This is a genomic window from Thermodesulfobium sp. 4217-1 (assembly GCF_039822205.1).
Taxonomy (GTDB): domain Bacteria; phylum Thermodesulfobiota; class Thermodesulfobiia; order Thermodesulfobiales; family Thermodesulfobiaceae; genus Thermodesulfobium.
The window spans coordinates 1-26211 of the sequence record NZ_JBAGBW010000026.1; the positions used below are offsets into that span (position 1 = coordinate 1).

General features: G+C 36.5%; 26 protein-coding genes. 9 read left to right on the forward strand and 17 right to left on the reverse strand.

Annotated elements, in window-relative coordinates; genetic code table 11:
• The 11 genes from V4762_RS08620 to V4762_RS08670 form a co-directional block, all read right to left on the reverse strand.
• Positions 1–518: endonuclease V (locus V4762_RS08620; RefSeq protein WP_347315378.1), on the reverse strand; the 518-nt coding region annotated here is incomplete at its 3' end.
• 17 nt (positions 519–535) lie between these two features.
• Positions 536–1174 carry a molybdopterin-guanine dinucleotide biosynthesis protein B gene (mobB, locus tag V4762_RS08625; protein ID WP_347315379.1) on the reverse strand — a complete coding sequence of 213 codons (639 nt, stop codon included), beginning with the start codon at positions 1172–1174 and terminating at the stop codon, positions 536–538.
• A gap of 17 nt (positions 1175–1191) precedes the next feature.
• Entirely contained in the window at positions 1192–2199 is a 1008-nt protein-coding gene (locus V4762_RS08630; RefSeq protein WP_347315380.1) for a hypothetical protein, read from the reverse strand.
• A 38-nt stretch (positions 2200–2237) separates the two neighbouring features.
• Positions 2238–3044: a shikimate dehydrogenase gene (gene aroE / locus V4762_RS08635; protein WP_347315381.1), complete on the reverse strand. Its 807-nt coding sequence runs from the start codon at positions 3042–3044 to the stop codon at positions 2238–2240.
• Positions 3031–4083 carry a 3-dehydroquinate synthase gene (gene aroB, locus V4762_RS08640; protein WP_347315382.1) on the reverse strand — a complete coding sequence of 351 codons (1053 nt, stop codon included), beginning with the start codon at positions 4081–4083 and terminating at the stop codon, positions 3031–3033. Before aroB ends, aroE begins: the two co-directional genes overlap by 14 nt.
• Positions 4084–4133: 50 nt before the next feature.
• A complete protein-coding gene (locus tag V4762_RS08645) occupies positions 4134–4658 on the reverse strand; it encodes a shikimate kinase (RefSeq protein WP_347315383.1) in 525 nt (174 codons plus the stop codon).
• Positions 4655–5860, reverse strand: a complete 1206-nt coding sequence (aroC, locus tag V4762_RS08650) for a chorismate synthase (RefSeq protein ID WP_347315384.1) — start codon at positions 5858–5860, stop codon at positions 4655–4657. The genes V4762_RS08645 and aroC overlap by 4 nt, the downstream gene beginning before the upstream one ends.
• Positions 5844–6866, reverse strand: coding sequence for a glycosyltransferase family 9 protein (locus tag V4762_RS08655; protein ID WP_347315385.1), 1023 nt, complete (start codon positions 6864–6866; stop codon positions 5844–5846). Before V4762_RS08655 ends, aroC begins: the two co-directional genes overlap by 17 nt.
• The gene (locus tag V4762_RS08660; protein WP_347315386.1) at positions 6856–7881 is read right to left on the reverse strand and encodes a glycosyltransferase family 4 protein; all 1026 of its coding nucleotides are present in this window, start codon (positions 7879–7881) and stop codon (positions 6856–6858) included. The genes V4762_RS08655 and V4762_RS08660 overlap by 11 nt, the downstream gene beginning before the upstream one ends.
• A 147-nt stretch (positions 7882–8028) precedes the next feature.
• The gene (locus V4762_RS08665) at positions 8029–8994 is read right to left on the reverse strand and encodes an ELM1/GtrOC1 family putative glycosyltransferase (protein WP_347315387.1); all 966 of its coding nucleotides are present in this window, start codon (positions 8992–8994) and stop codon (positions 8029–8031) included.
• Between the two features lie 4 nt (positions 8995–8998).
• The gene (locus tag V4762_RS08670) at positions 8999–10627 is read right to left on the reverse strand and encodes a SpoIVB peptidase S55 domain-containing protein (RefSeq protein WP_347315388.1); all 1629 of its coding nucleotides are present in this window, start codon (positions 10625–10627) and stop codon (positions 8999–9001) included.
• A gap of 291 nt (positions 10628–10918) precedes the next feature.
• Between V4762_RS08670 and V4762_RS08675 the strand changes: the two genes are divergently transcribed.
• The 7 genes from V4762_RS08675 to V4762_RS08705 are packed head-to-tail and all read left to right on the forward strand — an operon-like array spanning position 10919 to position 16692.
• Positions 10919–11350 (forward strand): universal stress protein, encoded by a 432-nt coding sequence (locus V4762_RS08675; protein WP_347315389.1) that lies wholly within the window; start codon positions 10919–10921, stop codon positions 11348–11350.
• A 45-nt stretch (positions 11351–11395) separates the two neighbouring features.
• Positions 11396–11638 (forward strand): hypothetical protein, encoded by a 243-nt coding sequence (locus tag V4762_RS08680; RefSeq protein ID WP_347315390.1) that lies wholly within the window; start codon positions 11396–11398, stop codon positions 11636–11638.
• Between the two features lies 1 nt (position 11639).
• Positions 11640–12719, forward strand: coding sequence for a sulfite exporter TauE/SafE family protein (locus V4762_RS08685; RefSeq protein ID WP_347315391.1), 1080 nt, complete (start codon positions 11640–11642; stop codon positions 12717–12719).
• A gap of 9 nt (positions 12720–12728) precedes the next feature.
• Positions 12729–13679, forward strand: coding sequence for a universal stress protein (locus V4762_RS08690; RefSeq protein ID WP_347315392.1), 951 nt, complete (start codon positions 12729–12731; stop codon positions 13677–13679).
• 59 nt (positions 13680–13738) lie between these two features.
• Complete coding sequence (phnD, locus tag V4762_RS08695; protein WP_347315393.1) at positions 13739–14647, forward strand: phosphate/phosphite/phosphonate ABC transporter substrate-binding protein; 909 nt, start codon at positions 13739–13741, stop codon at positions 14645–14647.
• Positions 14598–16037, forward strand: a complete 1440-nt coding sequence (locus tag V4762_RS08700; RefSeq protein ID WP_347315394.1) for a HAMP domain-containing sensor histidine kinase — start codon at positions 14598–14600, stop codon at positions 16035–16037. The genes phnD and V4762_RS08700 overlap by 50 nt, the downstream gene beginning before the upstream one ends.
• Complete coding sequence (locus V4762_RS08705) at positions 15997–16692, forward strand: response regulator transcription factor (protein WP_347315395.1); 696 nt, start codon at positions 15997–15999, stop codon at positions 16690–16692. The genes V4762_RS08700 and V4762_RS08705 overlap by 41 nt, the downstream gene beginning before the upstream one ends.
• Here V4762_RS08705 and V4762_RS08710 read toward each other — a convergent pair.
• The 3 genes from V4762_RS08710 to V4762_RS08720 form a co-directional block, all read right to left on the reverse strand.
• Complete coding sequence (locus V4762_RS08710; RefSeq protein WP_347315396.1) at positions 16689–19364, reverse strand: PAS domain S-box protein; 2676 nt, start codon at positions 19362–19364, stop codon at positions 16689–16691. The two genes, V4762_RS08705 and V4762_RS08710, sit on opposite strands and share 4 nt — an antisense overlap.
• A 56-nt stretch (positions 19365–19420) precedes the next feature.
• A complete protein-coding gene (locus tag V4762_RS08715; RefSeq protein ID WP_347315397.1) occupies positions 19421–19807 on the reverse strand; it encodes a thioesterase family protein in 387 nt (128 codons plus the stop codon).
• A 65-nt stretch (positions 19808–19872) separates the two neighbouring features.
• Complete coding sequence (locus V4762_RS08720; protein WP_347315398.1) at positions 19873–21177, reverse strand: alpha/beta hydrolase family protein; 1305 nt, start codon at positions 21175–21177, stop codon at positions 19873–19875.
• Positions 21178–21272: 95 nt separating this feature from the next.
• On the opposite strand from V4762_RS08720, the gene V4762_RS08725 reads away from it, so the two are divergent.
• Both V4762_RS08725 and V4762_RS08730 read left to right on the forward strand, forming a co-directional pair.
• A complete protein-coding gene (locus V4762_RS08725) occupies positions 21273–21929 on the forward strand; it encodes an HAD family hydrolase (protein ID WP_347315399.1) in 657 nt (218 codons plus the stop codon).
• 25 nt (positions 21930–21954) lie between these two features.
• Positions 21955–22743: an enoyl-ACP reductase FabI gene (locus V4762_RS08730; protein WP_347315400.1), complete on the forward strand. Its 789-nt coding sequence runs from the start codon at positions 21955–21957 to the stop codon at positions 22741–22743.
• A gap of 69 nt (positions 22744–22812) precedes the next feature.
• On the opposite strand, the gene V4762_RS08735 is transcribed toward V4762_RS08730, so the two are convergent.
• The 3 genes from V4762_RS08735 to V4762_RS08745 form a co-directional block, all read right to left on the reverse strand.
• Positions 22813–24093 carry an ammonium transporter gene (locus V4762_RS08735; RefSeq protein WP_347315401.1) on the reverse strand — a complete coding sequence of 427 codons (1281 nt, stop codon included), beginning with the start codon at positions 24091–24093 and terminating at the stop codon, positions 22813–22815.
• A gap of 122 nt (positions 24094–24215) precedes the next feature.
• Entirely contained in the window at positions 24216–25634 is a 1419-nt protein-coding gene (locus tag V4762_RS08740; RefSeq protein WP_347315402.1) for an ammonium transporter, read from the reverse strand.
• A gap of 19 nt (positions 25635–25653) precedes the next feature.
• A complete protein-coding gene (locus V4762_RS08745) occupies positions 25654–25998 on the reverse strand; it encodes a P-II family nitrogen regulator (protein ID WP_347315403.1) in 345 nt (114 codons plus the stop codon).
• Positions 25999–26211 lie beyond the last annotated feature (213 nt).

Sequence of the window (26211 nt, forward strand, 5' to 3'; positions counted from 1 at the left end):
ATGGTTTCTCCTTTGTCGACAAGGGCGGCAAAACTGCCCTTTTTGGGTCCAAGTTCACCCATCTCTTTACCAAAGAGCCTTGACTTAGCACATCCAAAGGTTGGTTTCTTTAGAATATAACCAATATGGCATGCAAGGCCAGCCCTTCTTGGATGGGCTATCCCCTGGCCGTCAACCATTATCACATCAAAATCTATCGTAATATCTCTCAACGCAGCAAATAAGGGCTTGACTTCTCTAAAAGCAAGAAAACCTGAAATATATGGAAACCTTACGGCGCATCTTGAAATGCTTGTTTGAAGAATGGCATTTTCTTTAAGATCAAAAACTACAGCGCTTGCTTTGGCAAAGTTGTTTTTATAGGAGACGTCTAAAGCAAGAATTTTTAGATCGTCTGAAACATCAAAGCTACAGAAATCTAATTTATTCCTTAAATCGTTTTGAAATTGCTTTGCCTCAGGAATCGACATAAGCTCAAGCTTGATCGCTTCCTGATAGAAAAAATTATAATCTACCATTATCTACTATGTAAATGTCAAAGCCTTATCTTAAGATCTATTGACTTTGGGCTTCCATCAATATCGTGCAAAGTACCTATCAAGGCCAGGTTAACTTCCTTCATAATCTTCTCAACAAATGCCCCTAATTCAATCTCTTTGCCGTTCACCCAGAGGGCACATTCCACGTGTCTAAATTTGATAAACTTTTCTTCTATGAAATCAGCAATTGGATTCGGATCGTCAATTGGAAATTGAGGAATAGACTCAGAAATAAAGTCGTCTGTTACAAGCGCCACAATTTCATCTGGCTTACACAGCGGCTCCATTCCTTTCCTCCTAACCTCAATCCTCTTCTTCCCCTCTCTCTTATATCCCTCAGTAAACAATATATCTACTCCCTCAAAAAATTTTGCAACCTCTTCAAGGGAGAGCTCTTTTGTAACTTTTTGTATAATAGCCATCTTTTCAGAATGAGAAATCCCGACTGACCAGGCCCCTGCCTTTGCCATCTTCCAAGTATCCTTGCCCTCTTTGTCCATCTCAAAACCATGAACATCGTGTTTTAGAACTCCTACCTTATAGCCTCTTTTTGATAGTTCAGCAACTAATTTTTCAAGAAAGGTTGTTTTACCAGAATCGCTCTTCCCTACAAAGCTAAGAATTTCAAACAGCATTTTGCCTCCTTGTTAATTTAAATTATGTCGAATACCAATCTTGATGAAAGAGAAATAGCTTCAGAAAAAAGCTCAAATTGCGAACTCTTTTCAAGCCTTGAATCAAAAAATACAAAAAACTTTGCCTCATCTCTAAGCAAAAAGAACATCACGCCAATCTGATCGCCAGCCAAAATCATATTTTCAAGTTTCCCAAAATCAAGTCTTAGAAGGGAGTCTTTAATCATCTTTGACAAAGAATCTAATATCAATGCCTTTACCTGACTGTTTTCAAAAAAATTTCTTTCAGATAGAATATATCCGTCTTTATCTACAAGAATATATCCGCAAGAGCCAACCAAATTATCCGCATAATGGGAAAAACCCGCAATATTCAATGGCAGCTGAATGTCTGTTAAGTCTTCCTTTTGCGACTGCCCAACTTTTTCGGACTCTAAAATATCTAAAGAGTTTGGTAATCTATCCTGCTGACCTGCTCTCCCAACCTTAGAGCCATCTCCCAAATCTGTATCAACAAATCCCTCCTTTTCAGAAGTAATATCTTTTTTTTGGAGGGGGGGACTGTAGATAAGTAATATTGATAAGGGCAGCAAAAGGGAGGATATTATCATAAATGGTCCAAATTCAATCTCTAAACCTTTAAACGGAAATGTACCGAATACATAAGAGAAATAAAATAGGAACATATCCAAAAACAATGCCAATACCGTTAACAATAGCAACTTATATGTTGGAACCTCTTTAAGGGTGAAGGAAAAAAATATTGAGTAAAGAATATAAAAAATTGGCATCCACACAAATATGGATATTTTAAAAAGAAAATTCCCATAAAATGAATCAAAAAAGACCGAAATCATCACAAAGAAGAACAGTAAGGATACCTCAAAAACGCTAAACCATGAATGGCTAGCTTTAAAAAGCAACAAAAGTCTTTTTACAACCATATTAGCTCTTGTTGGTTTTTGTTCAAAATTCACACTATTAAAATTAATATCTTGATTATCTGACTGCAGTCCTTCAACCAATGTCTTACCTCCAAAACAACATATTCAAAATTTTTATTTCAACAATGTCCGGTCGCTTTCAACAACTCATTTCTCATCTCTTCTATCGGGGGGTCATTGTTAAAGATTAGTTCAAACGCTTTAACGCCTTGATATAAGAGCATATCAATACCAGATATTGCCACGCCACCCTTTTTCTTTGCCTCTATCAAAAAGGGGGTATGAACAGGTGCATAAACCATATCGAAAAAGGCTTTGCCTACAAAGTCTTGTTCTTTTGGGAATGGAGGCATACCGATAGATCCTTTCCCTAAAGGCGTTGCGTTAACTAAAACGTCAAAATATGGCAAATCTTCTGTCCAAGACACAGCCTCAATATCGTATAATCTTGACAATTCTGCCATTTTTTCAGGGTTTCTTCCCATAACCCAAACTTTTGCCCCCTGCTTTAGGATAGAATATATGGCAGCCTTTGAGGCCCCTCCAGTGCCAAATATACCAACAATCTTATTTTTCAGGTCAACATTAGCGTTTTCAAAAGACCTTTCTATCCCATAAATATCGGTATTATATCCATACCAATTATCATTAACCAGGATTAGCGTGTTTACTGCCCGAGCACCCGCCGCATCCGGGTCAATATTATCAATTAGTTCCATAATTGCTTCTTTATATGGTATCGTTACGTTAAATCCTAAAGCTCCAACGTCAATCATTATTCTCAAAAAATCAGACAAATTTTCTCTTTCAAGGTCAAACAATAGATATACAGCATCAATTCCTAACTTATCTAAAGCCTTATTGTGCATTGCTGGGGACAAAGAATAGGAAATACCCCTGCCTATTAGGCCGCTAATTCTTTTCATATTCTATCCATTTAACAAGACAATCCTTTACAATTTCAAAATCTGTCTGAAATATAAAAACGTCAGAAAAGTCTTTCGGAAGAACAAATCTTAATTTTGAAGAAATATTTTTCTTATCTTTCAATATATATTGTCTAATTGATTCAATCTCAATATCATGTGGATATAAAGTGGGCAAATTATATTTTTCAAACAACGATTTAACTTCTTTATAGAATTCTACACTGGCATGGCCAAGAGTATAGGAGAAAAATGCAGCAAAACAACTTCCAATAGAAACCGCCTCTCCATGGGTAAATCTTGAAAATGCTGTTCTTGCCTCTATGGCATGGCCAAGGGTATGACCAAGATTTAATAGGGCTCTTGTTCCTGTAATTTCCTTTTCATCCTCTTTTACATATCTGGACTTTATATCAATTGAGAGTTCAACTAACTTGCCAATGTCTGGTTTTTCTTTTTTAACCTCTTCAAGTATGGATGAGCCCTCAAGTATCGCATACTTAACAACCTCTGCCATTCCCGAAGCAACTTCTCGTTCTGGCAAAGATTTAATAAAACTGAGATCTATAAATATATTTTTCGGGTGATAAAAGCTGCCCAAGAGATTCTTTCCAAAATCCAGATCAATGCCGTTTTTCCCGCCAATTGAGCTGTCAACCATAGATAGAAGAGTGGTTGGCACCAGCGAAAAAGATATGCCCCTCATATATACCGAGCATAAAAAGCCACAAAGGTCGCCGAGCACACCTCCTCCGATTACAATAACATGAGAGCCTCTATCAAGAGACTTCTCAAAAAAGATCCTTGAAAGGTCTATAAATGAAGACAAAGATTTAGTTCCCTCTCCCTCTGACAGAGTAACTACATCAATATTTTGTTTATTGAAAATGTCTTTTATGTTGTAGAGATCCAATAAAATAGGGTGCGTTACAACTACAATCTTTGAGTATTGGTTCTCCCTGATAGTGTCAGAAAACGTTTCAAGGGAATTAAAATACACACTTACATTGGAAGAATCAAAGCTTAAAGTCTTCACCATAACCATCCTCTATTTTCTAATAATTTGAAATGTAATCAAGTGAAATATTTCTAAGTGACAATGTTATAAATGTGTTCAATTATTTCATCTACAAGTTCAAATATTTCCTTAAAAGATGTGTCCAAAATAAAATCAGAGATACAATAATATCTCATCCTTCTCTCAAGCAAATTTTTTATCTGATTGAGTATAAGCTCTTCGCTGCCCAAATTTAAAAGCGGTCTATTTTTAGTAGAGTATACCCTTGAATAAATTACTTCTGGCTGAGCCATAAAGGTAATAATAAATGCATTCTTGCTAAGAATATCTCTATTAAAAGGGTCGACTACAGTACCTCCCCCAACAGAAATTACGTAATTGGATAATTCAGAAACCTTGCACACGACCAGGCTTTCAAATCTCCTAAAAACATCCTCTCCAAACTCAGAAAAAATTTTAGATATTTTCATTCCAGATAATTTCTCTATTTGATCGTCTGTGTCCACGAAACCCCATCTAAGCCTCTCGGCAAGAGCCATGCCAACAGTCGATTTTCCTGTTCCCATGAAGCCAGACAAAACTATATTTTTCTTCAAGTTAAGAGCCTCTTAAGGAGATATTCTTTGTATCTTGCAAAATTATCCAGAGTTTCGCTCATATTATCAGAGCCAAATTTTTTAAGATAGCAATCAGCAAGAGCTATAGAGAGCTGCATCGAAACAATTACTGAATAAGCAGCAATAGCCAGAACATCAGAACGCTGATATGATGCCTCTTCAATCTTCATTGATCTTATATCCAGTCCATTAAGCGGTTTTGCTGTAGAAGGTATCGGCTTCATAAATGATTTTATTATTATTGGCTCTCCATTGGACATCCCGCCTTCAATGCCGCCAGCAAAATTTGATTTTCTGAAAATACCTTTTGGCAAATACTGATTCAGGCCAGCATAAAGATTATTCGAAGATGGACTTTGCTCTTTAGTAAACTCATCATGAAAACTGGATCCTAGCATCCTTGAAGATTCAGTGCCCAGTCCTATCTCTATGGCCTTTGTAGCAGGAATAGAGGATATATGAAAAGAAATAATAGCAGACAATCTCTCATTGTATGAGGTATAGCTACCTATGCCAGGCACCACGTTCAACGCAAAAGCCAATACCCTTCCACCCAGGGTGTCGCCTTTGAGCTTTACGTCATCGACAAAAGATTTTACCCTGTCATCTTCTTCAGGATATGGGGTAAAAAAGATAGATTCCCTAGATTTCTTATAGCCATCTAAGAGATTGTCTGGAAGAGAGAAAGAGTGTTCTCCAATACCAATTACGAATGAACCAACCTTAACCCCAAAGTTTTCAAGCAATATCTCTGCCAAAGCGCCCGCTGCAACTCTTGAAGCCGTTTCTCTCGCAGAAGCCCTCTCCAAAACGTTTCTCATATCGTCAAAATTATATTTTAGAGCCCCAACAAGATCGGCATGACCAGGCCTTGCACTCAATACTTCCTTGCCTTGACCTGAAATTGGATCCATAAAATCAGACCAATTTTCATAGTCTTTGTTCTTAATCCAAAAGACCAAAGGAGATCCAAGAGTCTTGGAACCTCTTAGACCAGACAAAACCTCTACACAATCGCTTTCTATAGCCATACGACCGCCTCTGCCATATCCTGCCATACGCTCTTTTAGCCTTTTGTTTACCTTGTCCAGGTCTACAGTCAGCCCTGCTGGTATGCCCTTTATAAAAACTGTCAGGCCTTTTCCGTGAGATTCCCCTGCGCTTTCAAACTGAAAACTCAAACCCAATTTTCTCCTTGTTTTTTATTATTACATTATACACATTTTGTGGGAGTATTTCATCTAAACACCTATATCCCTCAGGGCACCTTTTCTTCATACACGGGCTGCAGTCCCTTGGACTTTGAATTGCAAAATATGGACCTTGAGGCAGCGACCAATTCGGCCTTGTCGGACCATAAAGTACTACTGCTGGAGTAGCGACACTAAATGCCATATGTAAAGGAGATGAATCGTTCGTCACAAGAAGCATTGCTTTTTCTATCAAGAGAATTGAAGAAAAATACGGCAGTTTTCCTATAAGGTTGTATACTCTTTCACCCTCAAATCCATATTCTTCCTCGCCTTTTGCACCAATTAGCGCAATAGAAACCTTGTTTTTAGAAGTTATAATTCTTGCTAATTCCTTAAAGTTTTCAATATCCCATCTCTTTAAGCTCTGACTGGCCGACGTAGCAAACACCACAAGAGGCTCATCCTTATAGCCAAGAGAATATAAATTTTCGTTCAAAGATTTCCTATCAAAGTCATTGAACAACAAATATGGTTTTTCTGGAATCTTATCAATTCCAATAGACTTCAAAATTCTTGCAAAATGAAAGTATGCGTGATCGTCCCCTCTTTGTTTGAGAGAGGGCATAGACTTTGTTTTAACTTTATATTTAAGCATTGTTAAAAGAATTGCCGATCTTCTATTGTCCTGAATGTCTACAACTATGTCAAAGGTTTTTTCTCTAAGTTTATTAGCAAGATTAAACACTGAAATATAACCTTTAAGCCCAGATCTGTCAATGCCAATAATTCTATTGGCAAGCGTTCTCCCCTCAAATACAGGTGCGAACTCATTGCCCATTATCCATGTTATATCTGAGTTTGGATATATGCTTTTCAAGAGAGCTATCACTCCTGAAGCCAATATTATGTCACCAAAAGAGCTAAATCTTATAAACAGAATTTTAGGACTCGACTCATCAAACTTTTTTTCGAATTTATTCAAATTATTTTTCATCTTCAATAACTTCTAAATAGATTTCCTCAACTCTTTTTGCTACGCTCTCCCAGCTAAACGCTTTGCTCCTTTCAAGAGCCCTTTTCGAAAGACTTTGCCTGCCCTCGCCATCATCTATAAGCCTCAAAAGAGATTTCACCCATAAACTTAGATCAGATTTTGGGAGAACAATAATTGAATTTTTGCCCATTTCAGAGACACAACCAACATCTGAGGCTACGCAGGCAAGGCCTGAGCTCATTGCTTCAAGAAGAACCAGTGGATAAACCTCTTTTATAGAAGGCAGGCAAAAAATATCGAAGGTTGGATATATGTCCTCTATATCGTCTCTTTTCCCCATAAAAATAACCCTTGATGAGATGTTTAGATTTCTTGCATCTTCTTCTAATACCTCTCTTAGCTCTCCATCCCCTACTATTACCAGTCGAGTTTGTATCGGAAGGTAGCTAAATACCTTAAGAAAGAAAGAAAAACCTTTAGCGCTGACCAGTCTGCCCACAAGACCTATTACAATTTCATTATTTGCTTTCTCTATATGCTTTGGTTTAAATTTTTCTGTATCAACGCCATTGCCAACTATTCTTATTTTTCTTATATCAACGCCTAATTCCTTCGTTACATAAACCTGATGAGTTGAGCAGAGCGCTATAACCACATTAGCAAAAGAAATAAGTTTTGAAAGTCTGTGAGGACTATAATTACCATGAGCTGTATAGACCACAGGTATTTTAAGAGCCTTGACCCATGGCAGAACAGCTAAGAATGGCATCCTTGAATGCACGTGAACAACGTCAGGGGAAAAATCTTTAAGAAGCCTTAGCAATCCAAATGAAGAGAGAAAGAGAGATACAGGATCTTTGCTGTGAAGAGGCAAACTCAATTGATCTCGTTCATCTGGTGTATGCCAAACAATTTTTACCTGATGACCGAATTTTATAAGCTCCCTTGAAAGCGAGATTATATGGCTGGAAACTCCCCCTGCATCTTTTTCGTGAGCAACAAGCAGTATCTTCATGCTACAAATTAAAAACGCCAAACATTTTTTTATCAGTAAGCGATATAAAATGATTGTAGCAAGTCATATTTTCTCCTCAAGTAAAATTTCTTAAAATTAACAATATTGTATACTATATTTTTCAAAAGGATAAAACTTAATCATTAACTAAATTTTAAACAATTTTCTAACTTTATCATATAGAATATCAGCGACCTCAAAATTTATTCTATTCTTTTTTATAATATCTCCTAATTCTTCAGGCTCTATCAACTTTATAAAACCCTGTTTTTCAAGGGTTTCAAATGAATTATCAAATTTTAACTTGCCCTTCTCGGGAATCCTTAAACAGTAACAAAAGACACCGCAATTAATGGCTTCGGTAATCATCGAGATAGAGTCTGCGGTAATGATTGCAAAATCAGAAATCTCAAAATAATATCTAAGTGGATTTGTCTTATCTTTGTGATAGTAAACAGAAAAATCAATTGGATAATTATTTTTCTCAATAAGCTCTTCAAGGTCCTGGGGGGTTCTTCTGGACGTGGATAGCAAATATCTATAAGCTTTCAAATTCTCATTTTTAAACAGAAGCTCCAAACCCTTTATGATTTCATCAGAATTAAAAGCGTGATGTTTACTATTCCCCCCAATAATAATTGATATCCATGGACCATTTGATTTAAGCCTTGATCTAAAATTTGATATTTCAGTGTCTTCTATCTTTTCTTTAAAGTATATGGCGCCAAATACACGATAAACTCCTGGATTATCTGGCGCTCTATCATGATAGGGCACGATTATCATATCAAAAATATCTGGTAAAAGCTTTGGGTAAAAGATTGATATTGTAGGCAAATCTGTAGCCCTTTTAAAAAGCGCCAGAAAGGGATGAACTCTATTCCCTGTGCCAATGGCGCCCACGTAGTTATCTGGATTTACTCCGAAAAATTTTATAAATAATTTTTTTGCAGTATCTCTACTAACAACGTTATCAAAAAGCCTCAAAAGTTCAGTTCTAAAATCAACAAATGGTATATTCTTTATTTCGTAATCCAAACCAACCGACCTTGCCAAAGACACAGACTGGTTATAGTGTCCAGGTCTTCCTTCAGAAATAATGATAATTTTCAAATATTTACCTTACTTCAAATGTTTTGGTGGCAATACCGGTAACTACCCATGGGAGATCGATATACTTCTTAAAAACAGGTGTAGGCTTTTCTTCATTGGATGATTGCGATGAATATATTTCTATAACTAATTGATTGTTTTTTGGCTTGTCGGTGAGAGATTTTACTAACTGGCCAAAGGTTTCGATAACTTCTTCTTTGGGTTTACTTGAACTATTATCAGTAGTAGTCTTAGCTCTCTGGGCGCTTGCCTCATCGCTTCCTCTTACTATTAAAGCGTAGCTACCCTTTGGCAATTTTGGATCTATAGATATGTTCTCGCTATAGGAGGCCTCTCGATATGGTCTTAGTGAAACTTCAAGCTTAATAGGCTCAGACTTCTTTGCCAGGTTGTCCATATTAACTTTGTCAACCTGAGCGCTCTTTATGCTGTTTGACATATCTATCTTAAAACCAATATATTCGGGAACTGCTTTTTTCAATGGGTTAGTTAATATCTTGTATAACATTTCATCTAATTCAAGAACGCTTTTATAGGATATATCATCAGGATCAGAATACATATTTGTTCTTTCTATGGTAGTGCCATCGGAAAGCCTTATGGTAATATCAGCTGTGCTAGAGCCACCATGTTGGCTCAAAAGCGAGTCGTCAAGCGACTGCAAAACAACTTTAGAAGCATATTTTAGAAGCATATCCTCATTTTCAGGTATTTGAACAAAGAAGCTATGTTCTCCATTCGAATTTACGTTAACGTCAATTGTAGTAGTGGGAGGCAGAGTACCAAGATATGCGGCTATACCATAAGATCTATCCTGAACAACTTTTCCTACAGGAGATATTATAGATGCCACCTTAAAGGGCAAGATCGGGCTTTTTATTGTGTAATATGTATAAGCTGATGACAAAAAATAATCCACATTTCCAGCATCTGTTGCAGGGTGTCCAAAAGCTAAGATTTTATTACCATCAATTTCAGTAAGAGTTCCTACAGCTCCAAGCTCCACAGATCCCCTTGCAAACTGAACAGCAATAGGAGCGCCCGGCTGAGCTGTCCACTCATGAGAAGTCTCAGAGGAAACGTCTGAAACTAAAGGCATCTCTTTTTTTAACATAGAGAGAACTCTGCCAGAAAAACCTTTTTCGTAATATAAAACGCAAGGCATTTGAACTAAAACGCCCTTTTCATTTGTCGGCACTCTTGAAACAGCAGTAAAGGATGTCCCGTTAAGAACTACAGGTTTTTCAAGCTCGCTAACTTCCGGAGATTTTTTTTCATAATCCCAAAGAGTTCTCATCGCTTCTATTGGGGTAACCAATCCAATATGAGGGTCTGCGTTCTGAAAGGTTGCAGAAATAGCGCCAATCAATTTGCCATTTATATAAACGGGACTCCCGCTCATACCCTCAGCAATACCGCCTGTAAAGTCAATAGCCGAACCCCAGACTTTTATTAAATACGATGGATACAAACCAGGGTTGTTAACTATACCTATTACTTCTATATTGAAGGTTGAAATATCAGATCCCTTAATAGTAGTCTTTGCAATTCCAATATCGCCAACCTGAACAGCATAGGCACAAGAGCTCATCAATAAAAATATTGCAACAAAAAAACCAACTAACCTTTTCAAAATTACCTCCTAAAAGTTAATCAACATCATAAAACTTAATTATAACCTAAATATATAACAACTAATCCAATCTATAAATAGAAGACTTTAAAGGGACCTCTCTAAATCAACGTAATCATAAACCTTACATGAAGTAGTTTAAACTTCCATTACAAACTACCTCAAATTATCACTACAAAATACTTTCTTATGATGACTCCATAAATTAACTTATTCCGACTTTTTTTTACCCTATTAATAAGCCAGAATAATATCAAAGATAAAAATTAGTAATGAAAGGTGGTTAGCAAGATGACTAAGCAGGATAGAAATATTTTTGTTGTTCTCAGAGATGGAAAGCAAAACCAGTTATCACTGATTAAGGAAACAAGAAATTATATAGCAACGAATAACACTTCTAAGATCTATTTATTGAGAATCGTAGACAGATCAGAGGACATTGGAGTCTTCAACCCTGAAGCAGAAGAAGCTATTGTTACAAAGGCTGAAAATGATATCTCAAGATTCTTGAGTGAACTTAGCAATATCAATTGTCAGTTAGAAAAGGTAGTAAAGATAGGATCTTACCAGGACAGAATCGAAGAGTTGGTAAATAAGTACAACCCTGAAGCAATAATAGTCCAGAGCTCTAAGATGAGCGGAATAAAGAAGATTTTTCTTGGAAGTACAACAGCAGATGTAATAAACAATGCACACTGCCCAGTAATTGTAGTCGGTTCTTAAAAAATCTAAAAATAAAATTTATTAATAATCTAAGGAGGGAGAAAAATGAAGAAGGAAAACAACAAAAAGACCATACCTCTAGTTATGTGGGGCGCTCTTTCGTTAAGTTCTTATCTAATGATTTATCTATTTCAGACAGATTTGTTGTTTTATACCACAAGAGGCGGATTCTTTTCAGCAGTTCCAATACTTTTTGCCTTTTACTTTTCTTTTGTGCATGGAGCTTTTGCAAGTTATTTATTACCATTTATTGGCGTTGAAGCAATAACAAAGAAGGAGGCTCACTAAAATGGAAGCAAATTCTATGGGGATCTTGTCAAACTTTATCACACTTGATCCAGCAAATATTCTTTTCCTATTGTTTGTCGGCTTTGTTGGAGGATTGGTTAGCGGCTTTATAGGTTCTGGCGGAGCATTTGTTCTTACACCGGGGATGATGAGCATTGGAGTTCCAGGAACAATAGCAGTTGCAAGCAATATGTGCCACAAGTTTCCAAAATCAATGGTTGGAGCATATAAGAGGTGGAAGTATGGTCAAGTAGATATAAAGTTAGGTCTTGTTATGGCAATATCAGCCATACTTGGAGTCCAGGTAGGCATACAAATCCAAGAAGTAATATTGAAGACTTGGGGAAATGCAGGGTCAAACCTTTATGTTAGTACTATGTTCATAATCGTTTTAACAATAGTCGGTGCGTATGTGTTTAAGGATGCACTAAATATGGCAAAGTCAAAGAACGCAAAGGAAGAGACGACTGCCCTTGCAAAGAGGATACAGAGCATAAACATACCGCCAATGATATATTTTGGCAAGGTAGGAGCAAAGATATCCTTCTGGGTTACCTTCCCAATCGGGTTTTGCACAGGACTTCTTGCGGCCACAATAGCGGTAGGAGGATTCATCGGAGTTCCAGGAATGATTTATGTATTGGGCGCAACTAGCACTGTAGGAACAGCAACAGAGTTGGTAATAGCATTTGTAATGGGTTTGGTTGGATCTGTAAAGTGGGCGATGAGCGGAATGATAGATATTAGATTAACTCTTATAATTCTTGCAGGATCGTTAATAGGAGTACAGATAGGAGCTGCTGCTACTACATTTGTAAAGCCATATCTTATAAAGTTTGTAATGGGTTTTATAATGCTCCTGGTTGCAGGCTCAAGGATACTTGCAGTCCCTCAGTACCTAAATGAATTGAATATTGTGCCTATGGAAAAGCAGGTCTTAACGGCTCTTGATCAAACCAGTTTTATAATAATGAGCTTAACTCTTCTTGCTGGAGCGCTAATAATAGTCTTTAGCATGATCAGGGGAAAGAGAGAAATCAAAAGAGCAAATGCTATTGCAGAAGTGAGAGTTAATGATTAGAATATATATATGTATAAAAAATTATTAGTTGCATACGACGGTTCACTGAGTAGCAAAAGCGCATTAAAGGAGGCACTAGAAATAAGTGCCTCCTTTGACTCATATATCACGCTCATAAGCGTCTTCGATCTGCCAACAGAAATATTCGGCATCTCATCACTAGAATCAGAAAGAATAGAGTCTGAATTGTTCACAATGCTCTTAAGTGCTTTTGAACAAGCAAAAGAAAAAAACAAAAAAATAAATGCCTACTTCGCAACGATTGCAGGGGACAATGCAACCTATACAAATATTGAATCAAACGAAAAAATTCAAATACCAAAAAAGGTACGCTCACCCGATTATGCAATAGTATCATTTTCAGAATTCTTAAAACCCGATTTAATACTCATAGGAACAAAAGGTTACAATAGGGTAATAAACGTTGGCAGCGTAACAGTAGGCGTAATAAGAGATGCACCTTGTGATGTCTTGACGATCAAGAATTACAAAAAAGGTCCATTCGAAGAAAAATATAAAAATATTCTCCTTGCTTTTGACGGTTCTGAAACTTCTATAAACGCCTTAAAAAGATCTATAACAATAGCAAAAAGGTTTAAATGGGAAATTACTGCAATTCACGTATACCCACTTCTCACTGAGATAAATCTTTTTTCGAGCGTTCACACAAAAGAGATTTTGCTCCAAACCTCAAAGCAAATTCTCGAAAGAGCAAGAGAAATTGCATATAAAGAAGATTTTCCCATCTACACCCATTCAGGCGGTTTTGGGGATCCAGCACAATATATCGTAAATTACGCTACAGAGGAAGATTATGACATGGTAGTTCTTGGAACACAAAATCCAAATACCGTAAAAAAAGTTTTAATAGGCAGCATTGCATATAGGATTATATCAGAAGCTGATTTTCCAGTTTACTGCATACCGATAAAAAGCTCAAAGACAAAAAAATCTAATTAGATATGAAATACAAAAACCACATAAAGGATAGGTTTTTAAGCTACAAAGACATTTTTTTTATGTTGTTTTTAATAATTTTACTATTTATTGTAGGTGCTTGTTTAATTATTAGCATAAACTTCTTGCCAAGTCCATCTATAAATTTAGACCTGAATAAAGGATCTAGCCCCATATCTGCCGAAAGCGAAAAAAATACTATAAGCATAGTTGTTTCATCTACCTTGTCCATTGAAGAGGTTACACTAATTTATAAACCGCTTATACTATACCTTTCAAAATCTACCGACAAACACGTCGTGCTCTTCACAAGAAAAACCTATTCAGAAGCCTTGGAAGCAATGTTTTCTGGTGACGCACAAATTGGCATAATTGGTTCAGGAGCTTTTTTTGTAGACAAAAACAAATTAGATCTTCTTGCTGTGCCAATTATAAACAATAAAACATACTATAAATCATACGTAATAGCAGAGAATGATAACATAAAGAATATTTCTGACTTAAAGGGAAAGACTATAGCCTTTACAGATCCGTATTCATTTGCAGGCTACATAATATTGGAAAATTACCTTAAAAAAAATGGATTAAATTTAGACTTTTTCTCAAAATATATCTTTACATTTAGCATCAGCTCTTCAATTGAATCCATAAAAGAAGGCCTGGTCGACGCAGCCACAATTGATAGCAATACCTACGAGCAACTAAAGGAGAAAAATCCAGAAATATTAAAATCACTTCACATAGTATGGGAGTCTCCAATAGAAATCCCAAATCCTCCAATAATAGTGAGAAAAGATCTGGACTATAAGACCAAGCTTCAATTTCAAAAACTTTTTTTGAATATGGACAAAAACACAGAAGGTAAAAAAGTTCTCAATATATTGGGTTATGATAAATATGTTGAAGTTAGAAGTGACTTTTTTGATCCAATTTCGGACTGGCTTGGTAAAAACAATGAAAATAAGTTTTAAAATTGCAATATCTGTTATATTGCCCTCACTAATCTGCACGCTTGCCCTTTTGCTCTTTATGAAATACACCCTTACCCAAAACTTGCTCGAAAACTTAAATAAAAGAATGCAAACAACATGTTCAGATATCGAATATTCAATTATCGACAGTATCGCCACAAATAATAGCATCGAAGCCAACCGAATTTTAAAAAACATTAAACAGCAGAATAAAGAAGTGGTTTATGTGTACATCCAAAGACCATTCGGAAGAGTTCTTGCATCTACCTTTGAAGAAGGCGTTCCAGCAGATCTAATAAGCCTTAACAACTCAAACGATAGACTTGTAAGATCTTTTAATACCAAAAATGGCTTAATTTATGACCTTAATTATCCTCTTTTAGGCGGAGGGTTTGGCACAATACATATCGGGTATTCTCCAATGCTTATAATAGACAGAATCAACGGCCTCGTACTTCAATTTTTGTTGTTTGGTTTTATAGTAATCATTGTATCCTTGTTATTTTTTCTATTTTTAACCCAGTCGATAGTGGACAACATAAACAAATTGATACACCTTGCAAAAAGAGTTTCTGTTGGAGACTTTGATTCAAGGGTAAATATAAAATCCAAAGACGAGCTAGAGAACCTCGCACAATCATTAAATTCTATGGCAAATGACTTAAAAATGCACAAAATCGAGAGATTAAAAATGGAGGAAAGACTGAAAAAGGAGGAGGAGGAGGAAAAGAGAAGAGAGCTCCTTAGGAGGGAGATATCTTCATTAGAAAAAGAGAGAAAGAGGATATCTATGGAAATACACGATGGCGTTATGCAAACTCTGGCATCTGGGCAAATCAACCTTTTTCATGTAATAAGCAACAAAGATATTCCAGAAAATTTAAGAGAAAGATTAAGAATCTCATACAGTATATTTAAAGACGCTACCAATGATTTGAGAAGCCTGACTGTAAACCTAAGGCCCCGTATGTTAGAAGAGGTTGGGCTAAAAAGATCTGTAGAAACGCTGCTCGAGAGAGCTCAACAGAATGGCAGCCTTGATATAGAATTTACATACGATGTCAACTCAAAACTTCACGATTATATAGAGCTGTCGTTATTCAGGATAGTTCAAGAAGCCATAAATAATGTCATAAAACATGCTAACGCAAGCCTGATAAGTATCACCATAAAAGAAATTGATGATAAAATAGAATTGGTAATTGAAGACAATGGAACTGGATTTGAAATAAATTATAAAGACAAAAAATATATAAATAGCTATGGTCTTATAGATATGAAAGAAAGAGCAGAAAGTCTTGGAGGCTCATTAAATATCGAAAGAAAAGGGGAAGGTGGTACGAAAATTTATGCAAACATCCCATTCAAAAAAGAAGATCTTAATCGTTGACGATCATGCCCTCTTAAGAGAGGGATTAAAGTTTTTAATAAATCAATCGGGCGAAAATTTTGGAATTGTTGGGGAAACCCCAAGTGCAGCCGACGCACTTAATCTGGTAAAAAAGTTGAAACCAGATATTGTAATATTAGATCTTTCCCTGTCAGATGGCAGCGGTCTTGATATTATTGGACCGATAAAAAAGATTTCTCCAAGCACTAAAATACTCGTGTTAAGTATGTACCAGGATGAATCTGTAATAGTCCAAACTCTAAAGGAGGGGGCATCAGGATTTATTCCAAAAAGCGAGGTGTCAGAAGAGTGCGTCCAGGCACTCAAAATCATTTCAGATAGCGAGGATCTTTATGTGCCCGCTTCATATTCAAGAGTTGTACTAAAGGGGTTGCTTTCTGACAGCAGCAGCAAAACTCTGAGCTCAAGGGAGGATCAGGTGCTAAGGCTATTAGCCTTAGGATATAGTGCTAAAGAAATAGCTCAAACTCTTCAGATTAGCGCTAAAACTGTTCAAACATATAGGCAAAGAATTACTACAAAGCTGGATCTTAGGAGGAGGTCAGACATCGTAAGGTACGCAATCTCAAAAGGTATCCTCAAAGAAGAGGAGATAAAAGGCATAGTTTTCCCTAAAGACGACGATCTAATCTAAACCTTTCTCAAATTCCCCATAGCGCCTTTAAAGACTTTGCCTTCATATTTTGCAACAATGGTCATCTCAAATTTTATATATTCTTCTTTATCGTTTTTAATATCAATTTCAAAAACGATGTTCTTTTTGTCCCCTCTCAACATCGACATAAAAAAAAGAGTAAGCTTTTCTTTCTCGGCAGGGGATGAGAAGTCAACAAAAAATTTATTAAGAAAATCTTTTGGGTAAAGGTTAGTATAATTATATATTCTGTCACTTATAAAACTAAATCTCCCAGAATAGTCAAGTTCAAATATTACTTCATCTATTAGACTAATTATTTCAAAGTATTTTTCTTCAATATTCTTTACCAGGTTATAAGCACTCTTTAGCTCGGTAATGTCGTAGCTTAAGCTTATTAGCCCTTGAAGGTTTCTATTCTCATCAAAAATTGGTACCTTTTGAGTAAGAACGCTTATAGATTCGCCATTGGGTTTTCTAAGCACCTCCTCCTGAAAATGAACCATACCAAGTCTTAAAGCCATTCTGTCTAATTCAAGATTCTTCTCTGCCTGTTCTTTACCAAATATTTCATAATCAGTGTGACCAATAATCTCTTTTCTATCCTTCCCCAACATTTTAGAAAAATTATTGTTTACAAAAACATATATGCCTTCCTTATTTTTGTAATAAATATAACCCGGCAAACTATCAAGAAGGATGTTTAGCTCTCTTTGTTTTTGAATAAAAGCTTCTTCCGAACGTTTCTTTTCTGTTATATCTCTACAAACAACAAAAATCAATTTCTTAGAATTTTTGTATATAGTATTGGTCTTAATATCAAGGATTTTAATATGGTTTTTTGCATCAACTGCTTTGATTTCAAAGGATAGACTTGTTATATTTTCTTTCTGAATTCTTTCAATTAGAGACTTTACATATCCTTTGTCTTCAGGATGTACAAAGTTTATTATTTCTTTATTAATTACATCTTCAGGTTTATACCCAAAAGTTCTGTAAAGCTCATTATTTGACTTTATAATCCTATAATCCGAATCAACCACTAATACAATGTCATTTATATTGTTAAACAATATATCATAGTCCTCTTCTCTTTCTCTAAGAGAGTTGTGAATTCTCTCCTTTTCTGTAACCTCAGAGATCGTTAGCAATATAAAATCTTCTTCTTTAATAGAAACCTTCTTTGCTTTCCCTTCAAATACAATTTTTGCTCCACTTTTTGTACTAATATAAAATTTAAAGGGAAATATAGAATCTTTTTCGGTAACTACAATTTTTTCAAACAATAATTTAAACCTTTCTCTCTCACCATTTTCTAAAAAGTTCAAGAAATTTTTGGCCTCAATGTCATTAATGTCAGAAAACAGCATAGCCATAGAATTGTTTTCGAAAAGTATTTCGCCATCAAAATCTACAACAAATATCATATCGCTTGAATTATCAAGAAGAAGTCTAAAGTATTTCTCACTGTCAGAAAGCTTCTTGTATTCACGCCTCTTCTGAAGCAAAACAGCCACAAGCAATCCAATTACTAGCAAAAGCAAGAGGGCCACAATAGAAAAGTAAATTATAGCCTTTGAATACCTTTCAAAAAAAGTTTCGTGATGATTTATAATCTTGCTATCGAGAGGCAAGTCACCTCTTTTTATGCCAAATTTTTTCAGTAAATTTTCATCAAAGGCATAGTAGTTTGACTCAGAGCTGCCCACAATCTTAGAAGTCCCCCAACCTGCGGCGTTGTCAGAGAGGTAATCATAGGCTAATTTGCCTACAATTTTGCCCTGATCAAACCCGCTAGTAATCATCCCACCCACTATTCCATAACCCAATTGATAGTCAAATGTTCCAAAAATTGGTATATTTACCCTCTTATAAATATCGCTTAAGGAGATAGGCCCTGCTAAATCGTCATCATATCTATCTACGCTATGGCTAATCAGGTCTAATACAATAGTATCTTTTGGCTCTGAGTTAATCTTATCTACTACCTTATCGAGAGCATTTGAAACAAAATATTCGTTTAATATGCCCTTGTGTGATACAAAAAAGTTATCAAATTGTTTTTTAAAATATGTTGCATCATTTTCATCTGCAATGCCTAAGATCTTCTTTGTATTCGGAAAAAGCTTTAACATTAGGGAAAGAGTAGATTCTAAGTTTTCTTCTTCCTTTACACCATAAACTCTGTCAGGAATAAATCCTTTTATGTCATCGCTATATGCATTTACCCCGCAGAAAAATATTGGAAGGTTTCCAAATTGGCTTCTTTTACTTAGCGCAAAAACAAAAGCCGGGTCGTCTGAAGCTATTATTGCATCAAATTTAAACCCAGAGTATTTTTTCAATAAAAAATTTGAAAAATCTTCAAAATAGCTCTTTGAGTTAAATCTCTTTGTGTCCATATTTTCAATAAAGATCTGAGGAGTTGGGAATTTATTGTTTAACTCTGACAAGATCCCCTTTTGTTCTTCAACAGTCCAAATATAATCAGAGCTATAAGAGTTCAGTATCAAAACCTTTTTAACGGATAGACCCTGAGAATACGCACTCGAATAAGATAGGGTTATAAAAAAGATTAAAAAAAATAAAAAAAATTTAAATACTTCTAAGCAGTGGATTGCCTTCTTAAAAGAATAAATCTTATGAATAAGACATAAATACACTTTATCCACCGCTCCATTCCCTTTAAGATAACTATATAATTACATAGATTTGTGCTATCAGTAAACTATTGCTTTTTTAACCTTGCCTTTTCCATAAACCTATTGAAATTTACAACAAATCTCTCATGTGTCCCTCTTGCAATCTCATCTCTTTCGTCTCTTGCAGAAACCTCAAACGTTAGTTTTCTGCCATCTACTTTGACAAGCTTTGCTTTCGCCCAAACCTTCATTCCTACGGGCGTAGGAGCGATGTGCTCTATGCTGACCATTGTTCCGACTGAAGTATCCGCTAAATCAAGATGATCCTTTATAGCCTCTACTGCAGCGCCTTCAAGCAGGCTGATAACCCTGGGTGTAGAGAGCACACTTACCAATCCACTGCCATAAAAAGCTGCTGTATCATTGTCACCAACTACAGCCTCAATTTCTGCACTTAATCCTGCTTCTATCATAAACTCTCCCTAAAAATATTTTAAAATTATATTAGCATTATACAATACTAACAATAATAATAAATCTAACCAGTAATCTTGTTCAAGTGGTATTCTATCCAGTTAAATATAACGCCCTGAGCGTATCCAAGAGCGCCTACTTGAGAGCCCTCTTCTGCTCCCTCGCTGGCAGTCATATTGATTATCTCTCTTGGACACTCGAGCAAATCGTAGAATTTCTTAGACTCTCCTCTGAAGAAAAATGTATTGGTAGAGTTCACAACCAGAGCAGGACAATTTATATTAGATATAATATTTTTCAAGTTATACGGCTTTGTTTTTAAGAAAAAGTCAGCAATAGTAGTGGCGTTAAATGCCCACATGCCGTGGTGAATTGCCCACCTAAAAGTGATATTGTCCTTTAGTGCTTCAGCCATAGCTTTATTGAAAGCAGCCTTATCAGTTTCAAGGAGATTTTTCGCAACTGTAGGCAAAAGTGAAATTAAAGAGCTATAATAATCAAACACACCGCCATCGGCCACCAGTAAAGCAATCCTACCATCAAAGGCACACGCTCTGGGCGCAAAATATCCTCCAAGATCTACACCAAACATAGCTATTTTTTTGAGATCCACATCTCTTCTTGTAACGATATAATTTATTACAGGTTTGCTTACCTTTTCAAAATCTGGCCTAAAGTAAAGCCCCTGGAGTATAAGAGCCCTCCCCTGACCAGGACCGTCAAAAGCTACACAATTAAAGCCTCTTTTTGCAATTCCAAAACCCCAATCCATAATAAGCTCTTCTGCATTGGAGTCAAATCCGCCCACCAAGACAATAGTAGGTCTTGGGGTATTATCGTTTGATGCCTTCACAAAATAAAGCGGGATTGTAGTATCCTGATACTGGATCTCTACAGATTCAATTTTTGGGTCAAAAAGGGACGCTGCCTTCACAAATGATGCCCTGCTTCTATTGTAAGTATCGAAAATTCTTGAATCTTTAGGATTCGAGCCAAGAAAAAATCCTGAAGTCCTCAGATAGTTGGAAGCCCTAAGATAAGACTCCCTTGCGCTTACTAAAAAGCCATCTGAGTAATACTCCTCTGCAAGCGAATATATTCTATCTCCTTGAGCCTTCCAGCCTTCATACCAGCTATTTGTGTCATTGTCCTTGACGCTCTTGATTGCAAGGAAACATTCCTTTATATCTGCACAGGAAGAAAAAGTCTTTGAAAGCGCCCTAAGAGCCTGATAAGAAAATTCTTTATTGGTAAAGAGTTCACTGCCCTGAGGAGAACTATTAACCTGTGCAAATGCAAGATCATTAAAGGACTCAAAGTTAAGAAGTGTGCCTAAAGCCAGGATACCTAAAAAATCTCTCCTGTTCAAGAGAACCTCCTTAAATGTAGTAAAATATTAAGTTATTGTTCCATTATAATGGCAAATAAAGCTATTTTACAAGTAGATTTCGGAGGTAATATAAAATGAAGTACACAATAATGTGGGATTTTGACGGTACGATTGCCGATACAACCGATCTTATAATAGAATCTTACCAAAAAACTTTTAAGCATTTTTTCGGATTTGAACTCCCAACGGAAAAGATCTTAGGTGTCTTTTCTCTCCCAATGAGAGAAAGTTTTTTAGCCCTTGGATTTGAAGAGGGTATTATAGATAAATTGCTCGATTACTATCGACAATATCATGAGTCTGTGTTTGCCTACAAGATAAAAGCATATCCAGGAGCAAGAGAAACCATTGAAGAGCTTGCAAAAGATGACATAGTTCAGGCGATTGTCACATCAAGGAGGCGTCGCACCACATATGAAGGAATAAAATACATTGGCATTTCAGAATTCATTCAAGAGGTAATTTGTAGTGAAGACGTAGTAAACACAAAACCCGATCCAGAACCTATTGAAAAGGCACTGGAAAAAACAAATTCAGACAGAAAAAATTCTTTTATGATAGGAGACAGCCAATACGATCAGATGGCTGCAAACAGAGCCAATGTAAAATTTTTGGGGGCTCTTTGGGGACCAAGACCAGAAAACCTATATCAAGATAAAAATTCTTTTTTGATAAAGAATTTTAAAGAAATTAAAGATTTTGTTTTTTGTTATAATAATAAAATTCTATGATTTTTAAATTATAAGGAGGTATGAAGTGGGCATATTAGAGGGTAAAAAAGCTCTTATATTCGGACTTGCAAATGACAAGAGCATTGCATGGGGCATTTCAAAAGCATGCAAAGATGAAGGTGCCCAAATCGCTTTGACTTATCTGCCCGTAATGGAAAAAAGGGTCAGACCACTCGCTGATGCGCTTGATGCAAAAATTGTCCTGCCATGTGATGTAAATAAAAACGAAGATCTTAAGTCGGTTCACGATTCAATAAAAAATGAATGGGGTTCAATTGATATATTAGTGCACTCGGTGGCATTCGCACCAAAAGAAGAGTTCGAAGAGGGCTTGTTACAAACGTCCAGAGAGGGTTTTAAAATAGCTATGGAAACGAGCTGCTATTCTCTGATAGCCATGTGCAATGCATTTTATCCTCTTATGCAAGGGCGTGAAGCATCGGTCATAGCAATGACATATTATGGGGCAGAAAAAGTTGTGCCTCATTATAATATAATGGCAGTTTGTAAAGCTGCTCTCGAAGCATCTGTCAGGTTCCTCGCATATGACCTTGGACCAAAAAAAATTAGAATAAACGCAATATCAGCAGGGCCAATAAAAACCCTTGCAGCCTTTGGCATAAAGGGTTTCAGCGATCTTTTGAAACACAATGAACAAAATTCTCCATTTATGAGAACAGTTACTATTGAAGATGTTGGAAATCTTGCTTCCTTTTTAGCGTCAGATAGATCAAGAAATATTACAGGCGAAACAATTTACGTCGATGCTGGATATCACGTTATGGGAACCCCAAGAGCTCCAGAAGATTTATAAAAAAGATTAAACTGTGATCTATGAAGCATAAAGCTATTCATAGATCACAGTTTTTAAAAAACCTACATTTCAAAATTCATAAGCCGATTCCTCGTGTTCACTTTCGTCAAGACCCTTTATCTCAGATTCTCTTGAAACCCTTAAGCCAAAAAACCTTTGAATAAATAAACCGATTAAGAAAGTTATTGCAAAGCAATAAATAATAGCCACAGACACGCCTATTATTTGAGAAATAATCTGATGCACACCACCGAAAAAAAGCCCTTTTGCACCGTTTATTATTGGATTTGCGAACAAACCCAGCGCTAAACTTCCCCATATACCTGAAATCCCGTGGATACCAAATACGTCAAGGCTGTCATCGTAATTAAACTTTGGTTTGATATATGAAATCGCAATATAGCAAAAACAAGACGATACTATCCCAATAACAAAGGCACTCGAAATATTTACATAGCCCACGGCAGGGGTAATAGCACCAAGTCCTGCTATAGAACCCGATATTGCCCCTAAAACGGTTGCCTTCTTATCCTTTATAAGATCGATTATCATCCATGTCAAAAGACCAACAGAGGCAGCCATATTTGTATTTATAAAAGCATCCACTGCAAGCTGGCCAGAAGAAAGAGCACTTCCTGCATTGAACCCAAACCAACCAAACCATAAAAGGCCTGCACCAATAACAGAATAACCCAATTGATGAGGCAAAATCCTCATATCCTTTCTCCTACCAAGAATTAGGCACATTGCAAGCGCAGAGATCCCTGCGCTAATATGAACCACAATGCCGCCAGCAAAATCTAATACTCCTAATTTGGCAAGCCATCCGCCGCCCCATACCCAGTGGGCAAGTGGAACATAGACAAAGGTAATCCATAAAACTGTAAATATTATCCAGCTCTTAAATTTTATTCTCTCTACAAGGGCACCCGAAATAAGAGAGACGGTGATAGCAGCAAACGTCATCTGATAAACTGCAAAAAGAATTGTGGGTATTGAACCAGAAACAGACGCAATATGAGAGAGAAAAACATCTGAAAAACTGCCTATTATACCAAAAACATCTTTGCCAAAAGCTAACGGAAAACCAAAAACAAACCATATAACAGAAACAATCGCGTATGAAACGATAGACATTAGCATCGTGTTAAGGACGCTTAATTTTTTAACTAACCCACTGTAAAAAAGAATTAATCCAGGAAATGTCATAAGCATTACGAGTGCAGTAGAAACCATCATCCAGGAAGTATCAGCCTTGTTAATGGGGTTTAAACTTTGAGCAAAAGCCGACTTCACAGATAGATCTAAAACGATAAACAAAACTGAAAAAACTAACAAAACTCTTTTCAAAACAATACCCCTTTCCGCTATGAAATTTTTTAATCACAAAGCAAAGGCAACCCAAATTGGGTTACCCTTGCTTTGTGATTAACTTAAAGTAATTCTTATTTAAAAGGTGAAATTAAAAATATTTACAAGCCATAAGCGCTCTCCTCGTGAAGGCTTGCGTCGAGACCCTTAATCTCATCTTCAGGCTTTACCCTTAGACCTATGGTCACATCTATAAGCTTGCCGATAATTAATGTCATTACGAAACAATAGCCTCCTGTTGCAAGTATCGCCAGAACCTGTATGCCAACTTGAGATGGATTGCCGAATATAAGGCCCCTTCCAGCGCTGTTAATCCATGGACAAGCAAATATACCTGTTGCAAGAGCACCCCAGATTCCAGAAATACCGTGAACGCCAAAAACATCAAGAGAATCATCATATTTGAAAAATGGTTTTAGGTATGAAACAGCCAAGAACGAAAGAACTGATGCACCAACACCTATAGCAAGAGCGCCTCCGATATTTACAAATCCAGCAGCAGGCGTAATTGCAACCAAACCAGCTACTGCACCAGATATAGCTCCAAGAGCTGTGGCCCTGTGATCTTTTATAAAATCTAATGCCATCCATGTAAGAAGAGCCATTGCTGTAGCAGTGTTTGTATTGATAAACGCCGCACCAGCTAATTGTCCTGAAGTAAGAGCGCTTCCAGCGTTAAATCCAAACCAACCAAACCATAAAAGACCTGCACCAATTATAGATATACCAAGTTGATGAGGCATAAGCCTTGTATCCTTTCTTTTTCCAAGGAGCAATGCTAGCGCAAGACCAGCTAAACCTGCATTTATGTGTACAACCGTACCGCCCGCAAAGTCAAGAGCTCCAAGCTTCATAAGCCATCCGCCGCCCCATACCCAGTGGGCAATAGGAAGATAAACAACAGTTGACCAGATAAGAGCAAATAACATCCATGATGAAAATTTCATCCTCTCAATCACAGATCCAGATATGAGAGCTACGGTAATAGCAGCAAACGTCATCTGAAACGCTGCGAATACGCTTGTAGGTATTGTCCCAGTAAGAGAATTTGTTTCAACAATATTATAGAAAAATGGACTAACAAATTGACCAATTATGCCGCCTACATCATTGCCAAAAGCCAGTGAGTATCCAAAAATAAACCATGTTACGGAAATCAAAGCATAAGCACCGACTGACATCAACATCGTGTTTAATGCGCTGCTCTTCTTTACTAAGCCACCGTAAAACAGAGCAAGACCAGGCATGGTCATAAGCATTACAAGCGCCGTAGAAACCATCATCCAGGCAGTATCAGCGCCATTAAGTTCGGGAGTAGGTGTAGCATCATCTGCATAACTTACAGAACCAAAACTTTGAATGATAATTAGGGAAAAAAGAAAATAGCCAGTAAGTAAAACATATCTTAGATATGACGGAAGTGTTTTAAATAGAGGATTTGATTTTAAAGTAAAAATTCTGACTGCTAACATTAGAGACATTATAAAAATAGTCGACAAGCCTTCAGGAACGCCAAACATATTTTTTCCTCCTTAAATTTTATAGTGCCTCTTTGCCCTCTTCTGCAGTTCTTATCCTAATAGCATTTTCCATTGGAAGAACGAATATCTTGCCATCACCAACATCGCCAGTTTTGGCAGCTTCTCTAATAATCTCGATTACCCTGTCTGAATGCTCATCTTCCACTGCAATCTCAAGCTTTATCTTCTCTACAAAGTCGACAACATATTCAGAGCCACGATATCTTTCTTTATGGCCGCGCTGTCTTCCAAAGCCCCTAATCTCGGATACGCTCATGCCCTTAACAAATCCCGCCTCCATAAGGGCCTCTTTGATTTCATCTAACTTGTAAGGACGGATAATTGCAATTATGTACTTAAACAAATTGAAAACCTCCTTTCAAATTTTTGTTGAAGAAGACATACTCTGAACGCAATGAAAAGCAATAAGCTATCCCGCATTCAAATAGAGGAGTACAAAAAACTGAATGAAAAAAACGAATCTTGACCGCATCCTTTTTTTATGGAACACCATTATTCCTGAAGTTGGATAATAATATCATATTTCTAAAATCATGTCAAACTTTAATCGTATCAA

Excerpts from the sequence above, each read along its gene's own strand:
- mobB (WP_347315379.1), bottom strand. The coding sequence starts at position 1,174 with ATGCTGTTTGAAATTCTTAGCTTTGTAGGGAAGAGCGATTCTGGTAAA.
- aroE (WP_347315381.1), bottom strand. The coding sequence starts at position 3,044 with ATGAAAAGAATTAGCGGCCTAATAGGCAGGGGTATTTCCTATTCTTTG.
- aroB (WP_347315382.1), bottom strand. The coding sequence starts at position 4,083 with ATGGTGAAGACTTTAAGCTTTGATTCTTCCAATGTAAGTGTGTATTTT.
- V4762_RS08655 (WP_347315385.1), bottom strand. The coding sequence starts at position 6,866 with ATGAAAAATAATTTGAATAAATTCGAAAAAAAGTTTGATGAGTCGAGT.
- V4762_RS08660 (WP_347315386.1), bottom strand. The coding sequence starts at position 7,881 with ATGAAGATACTGCTTGTTGCTCACGAAAAAGATGCAGGGGGAGTTTCC.
- V4762_RS08675 (WP_347315389.1), top strand. The coding sequence starts at position 10,919 with ATGACTAAGCAGGATAGAAATATTTTTGTTGTTCTCAGAGATGGAAAG.
- V4762_RS08680 (WP_347315390.1), top strand. The coding sequence starts at position 11,396 with ATGAAGAAGGAAAACAACAAAAAGACCATACCTCTAGTTATGTGGGGC.
- V4762_RS08685 (WP_347315391.1), top strand. The coding sequence starts at position 11,640 with ATGGAAGCAAATTCTATGGGGATCTTGTCAAACTTTATCACACTTGAT.
- V4762_RS08690 (WP_347315392.1), top strand. The coding sequence starts at position 12,729 with ATGTATAAAAAATTATTAGTTGCATACGACGGTTCACTGAGTAGCAAA.
- phnD (WP_347315393.1), top strand. The coding sequence starts at position 13,739 with ATGTTGTTTTTAATAATTTTACTATTTATTGTAGGTGCTTGTTTAATT.
- V4762_RS08705 (WP_347315395.1), top strand. The coding sequence starts at position 15,997 with ATGCAAACATCCCATTCAAAAAAGAAGATCTTAATCGTTGACGATCAT.
- V4762_RS08715 (WP_347315397.1), bottom strand. The coding sequence starts at position 19,807 with ATGATAGAAGCAGGATTAAGTGCAGAAATTGAGGCTGTAGTTGGTGAC.
- V4762_RS08725 (WP_347315399.1), top strand. The coding sequence starts at position 21,273 with ATGAAGTACACAATAATGTGGGATTTTGACGGTACGATTGCCGATACA.
- V4762_RS08740 (WP_347315402.1), bottom strand. The coding sequence starts at position 25,634 with ATGTTTGGCGTTCCTGAAGGCTTGTCGACTATTTTTATAATGTCTCTA.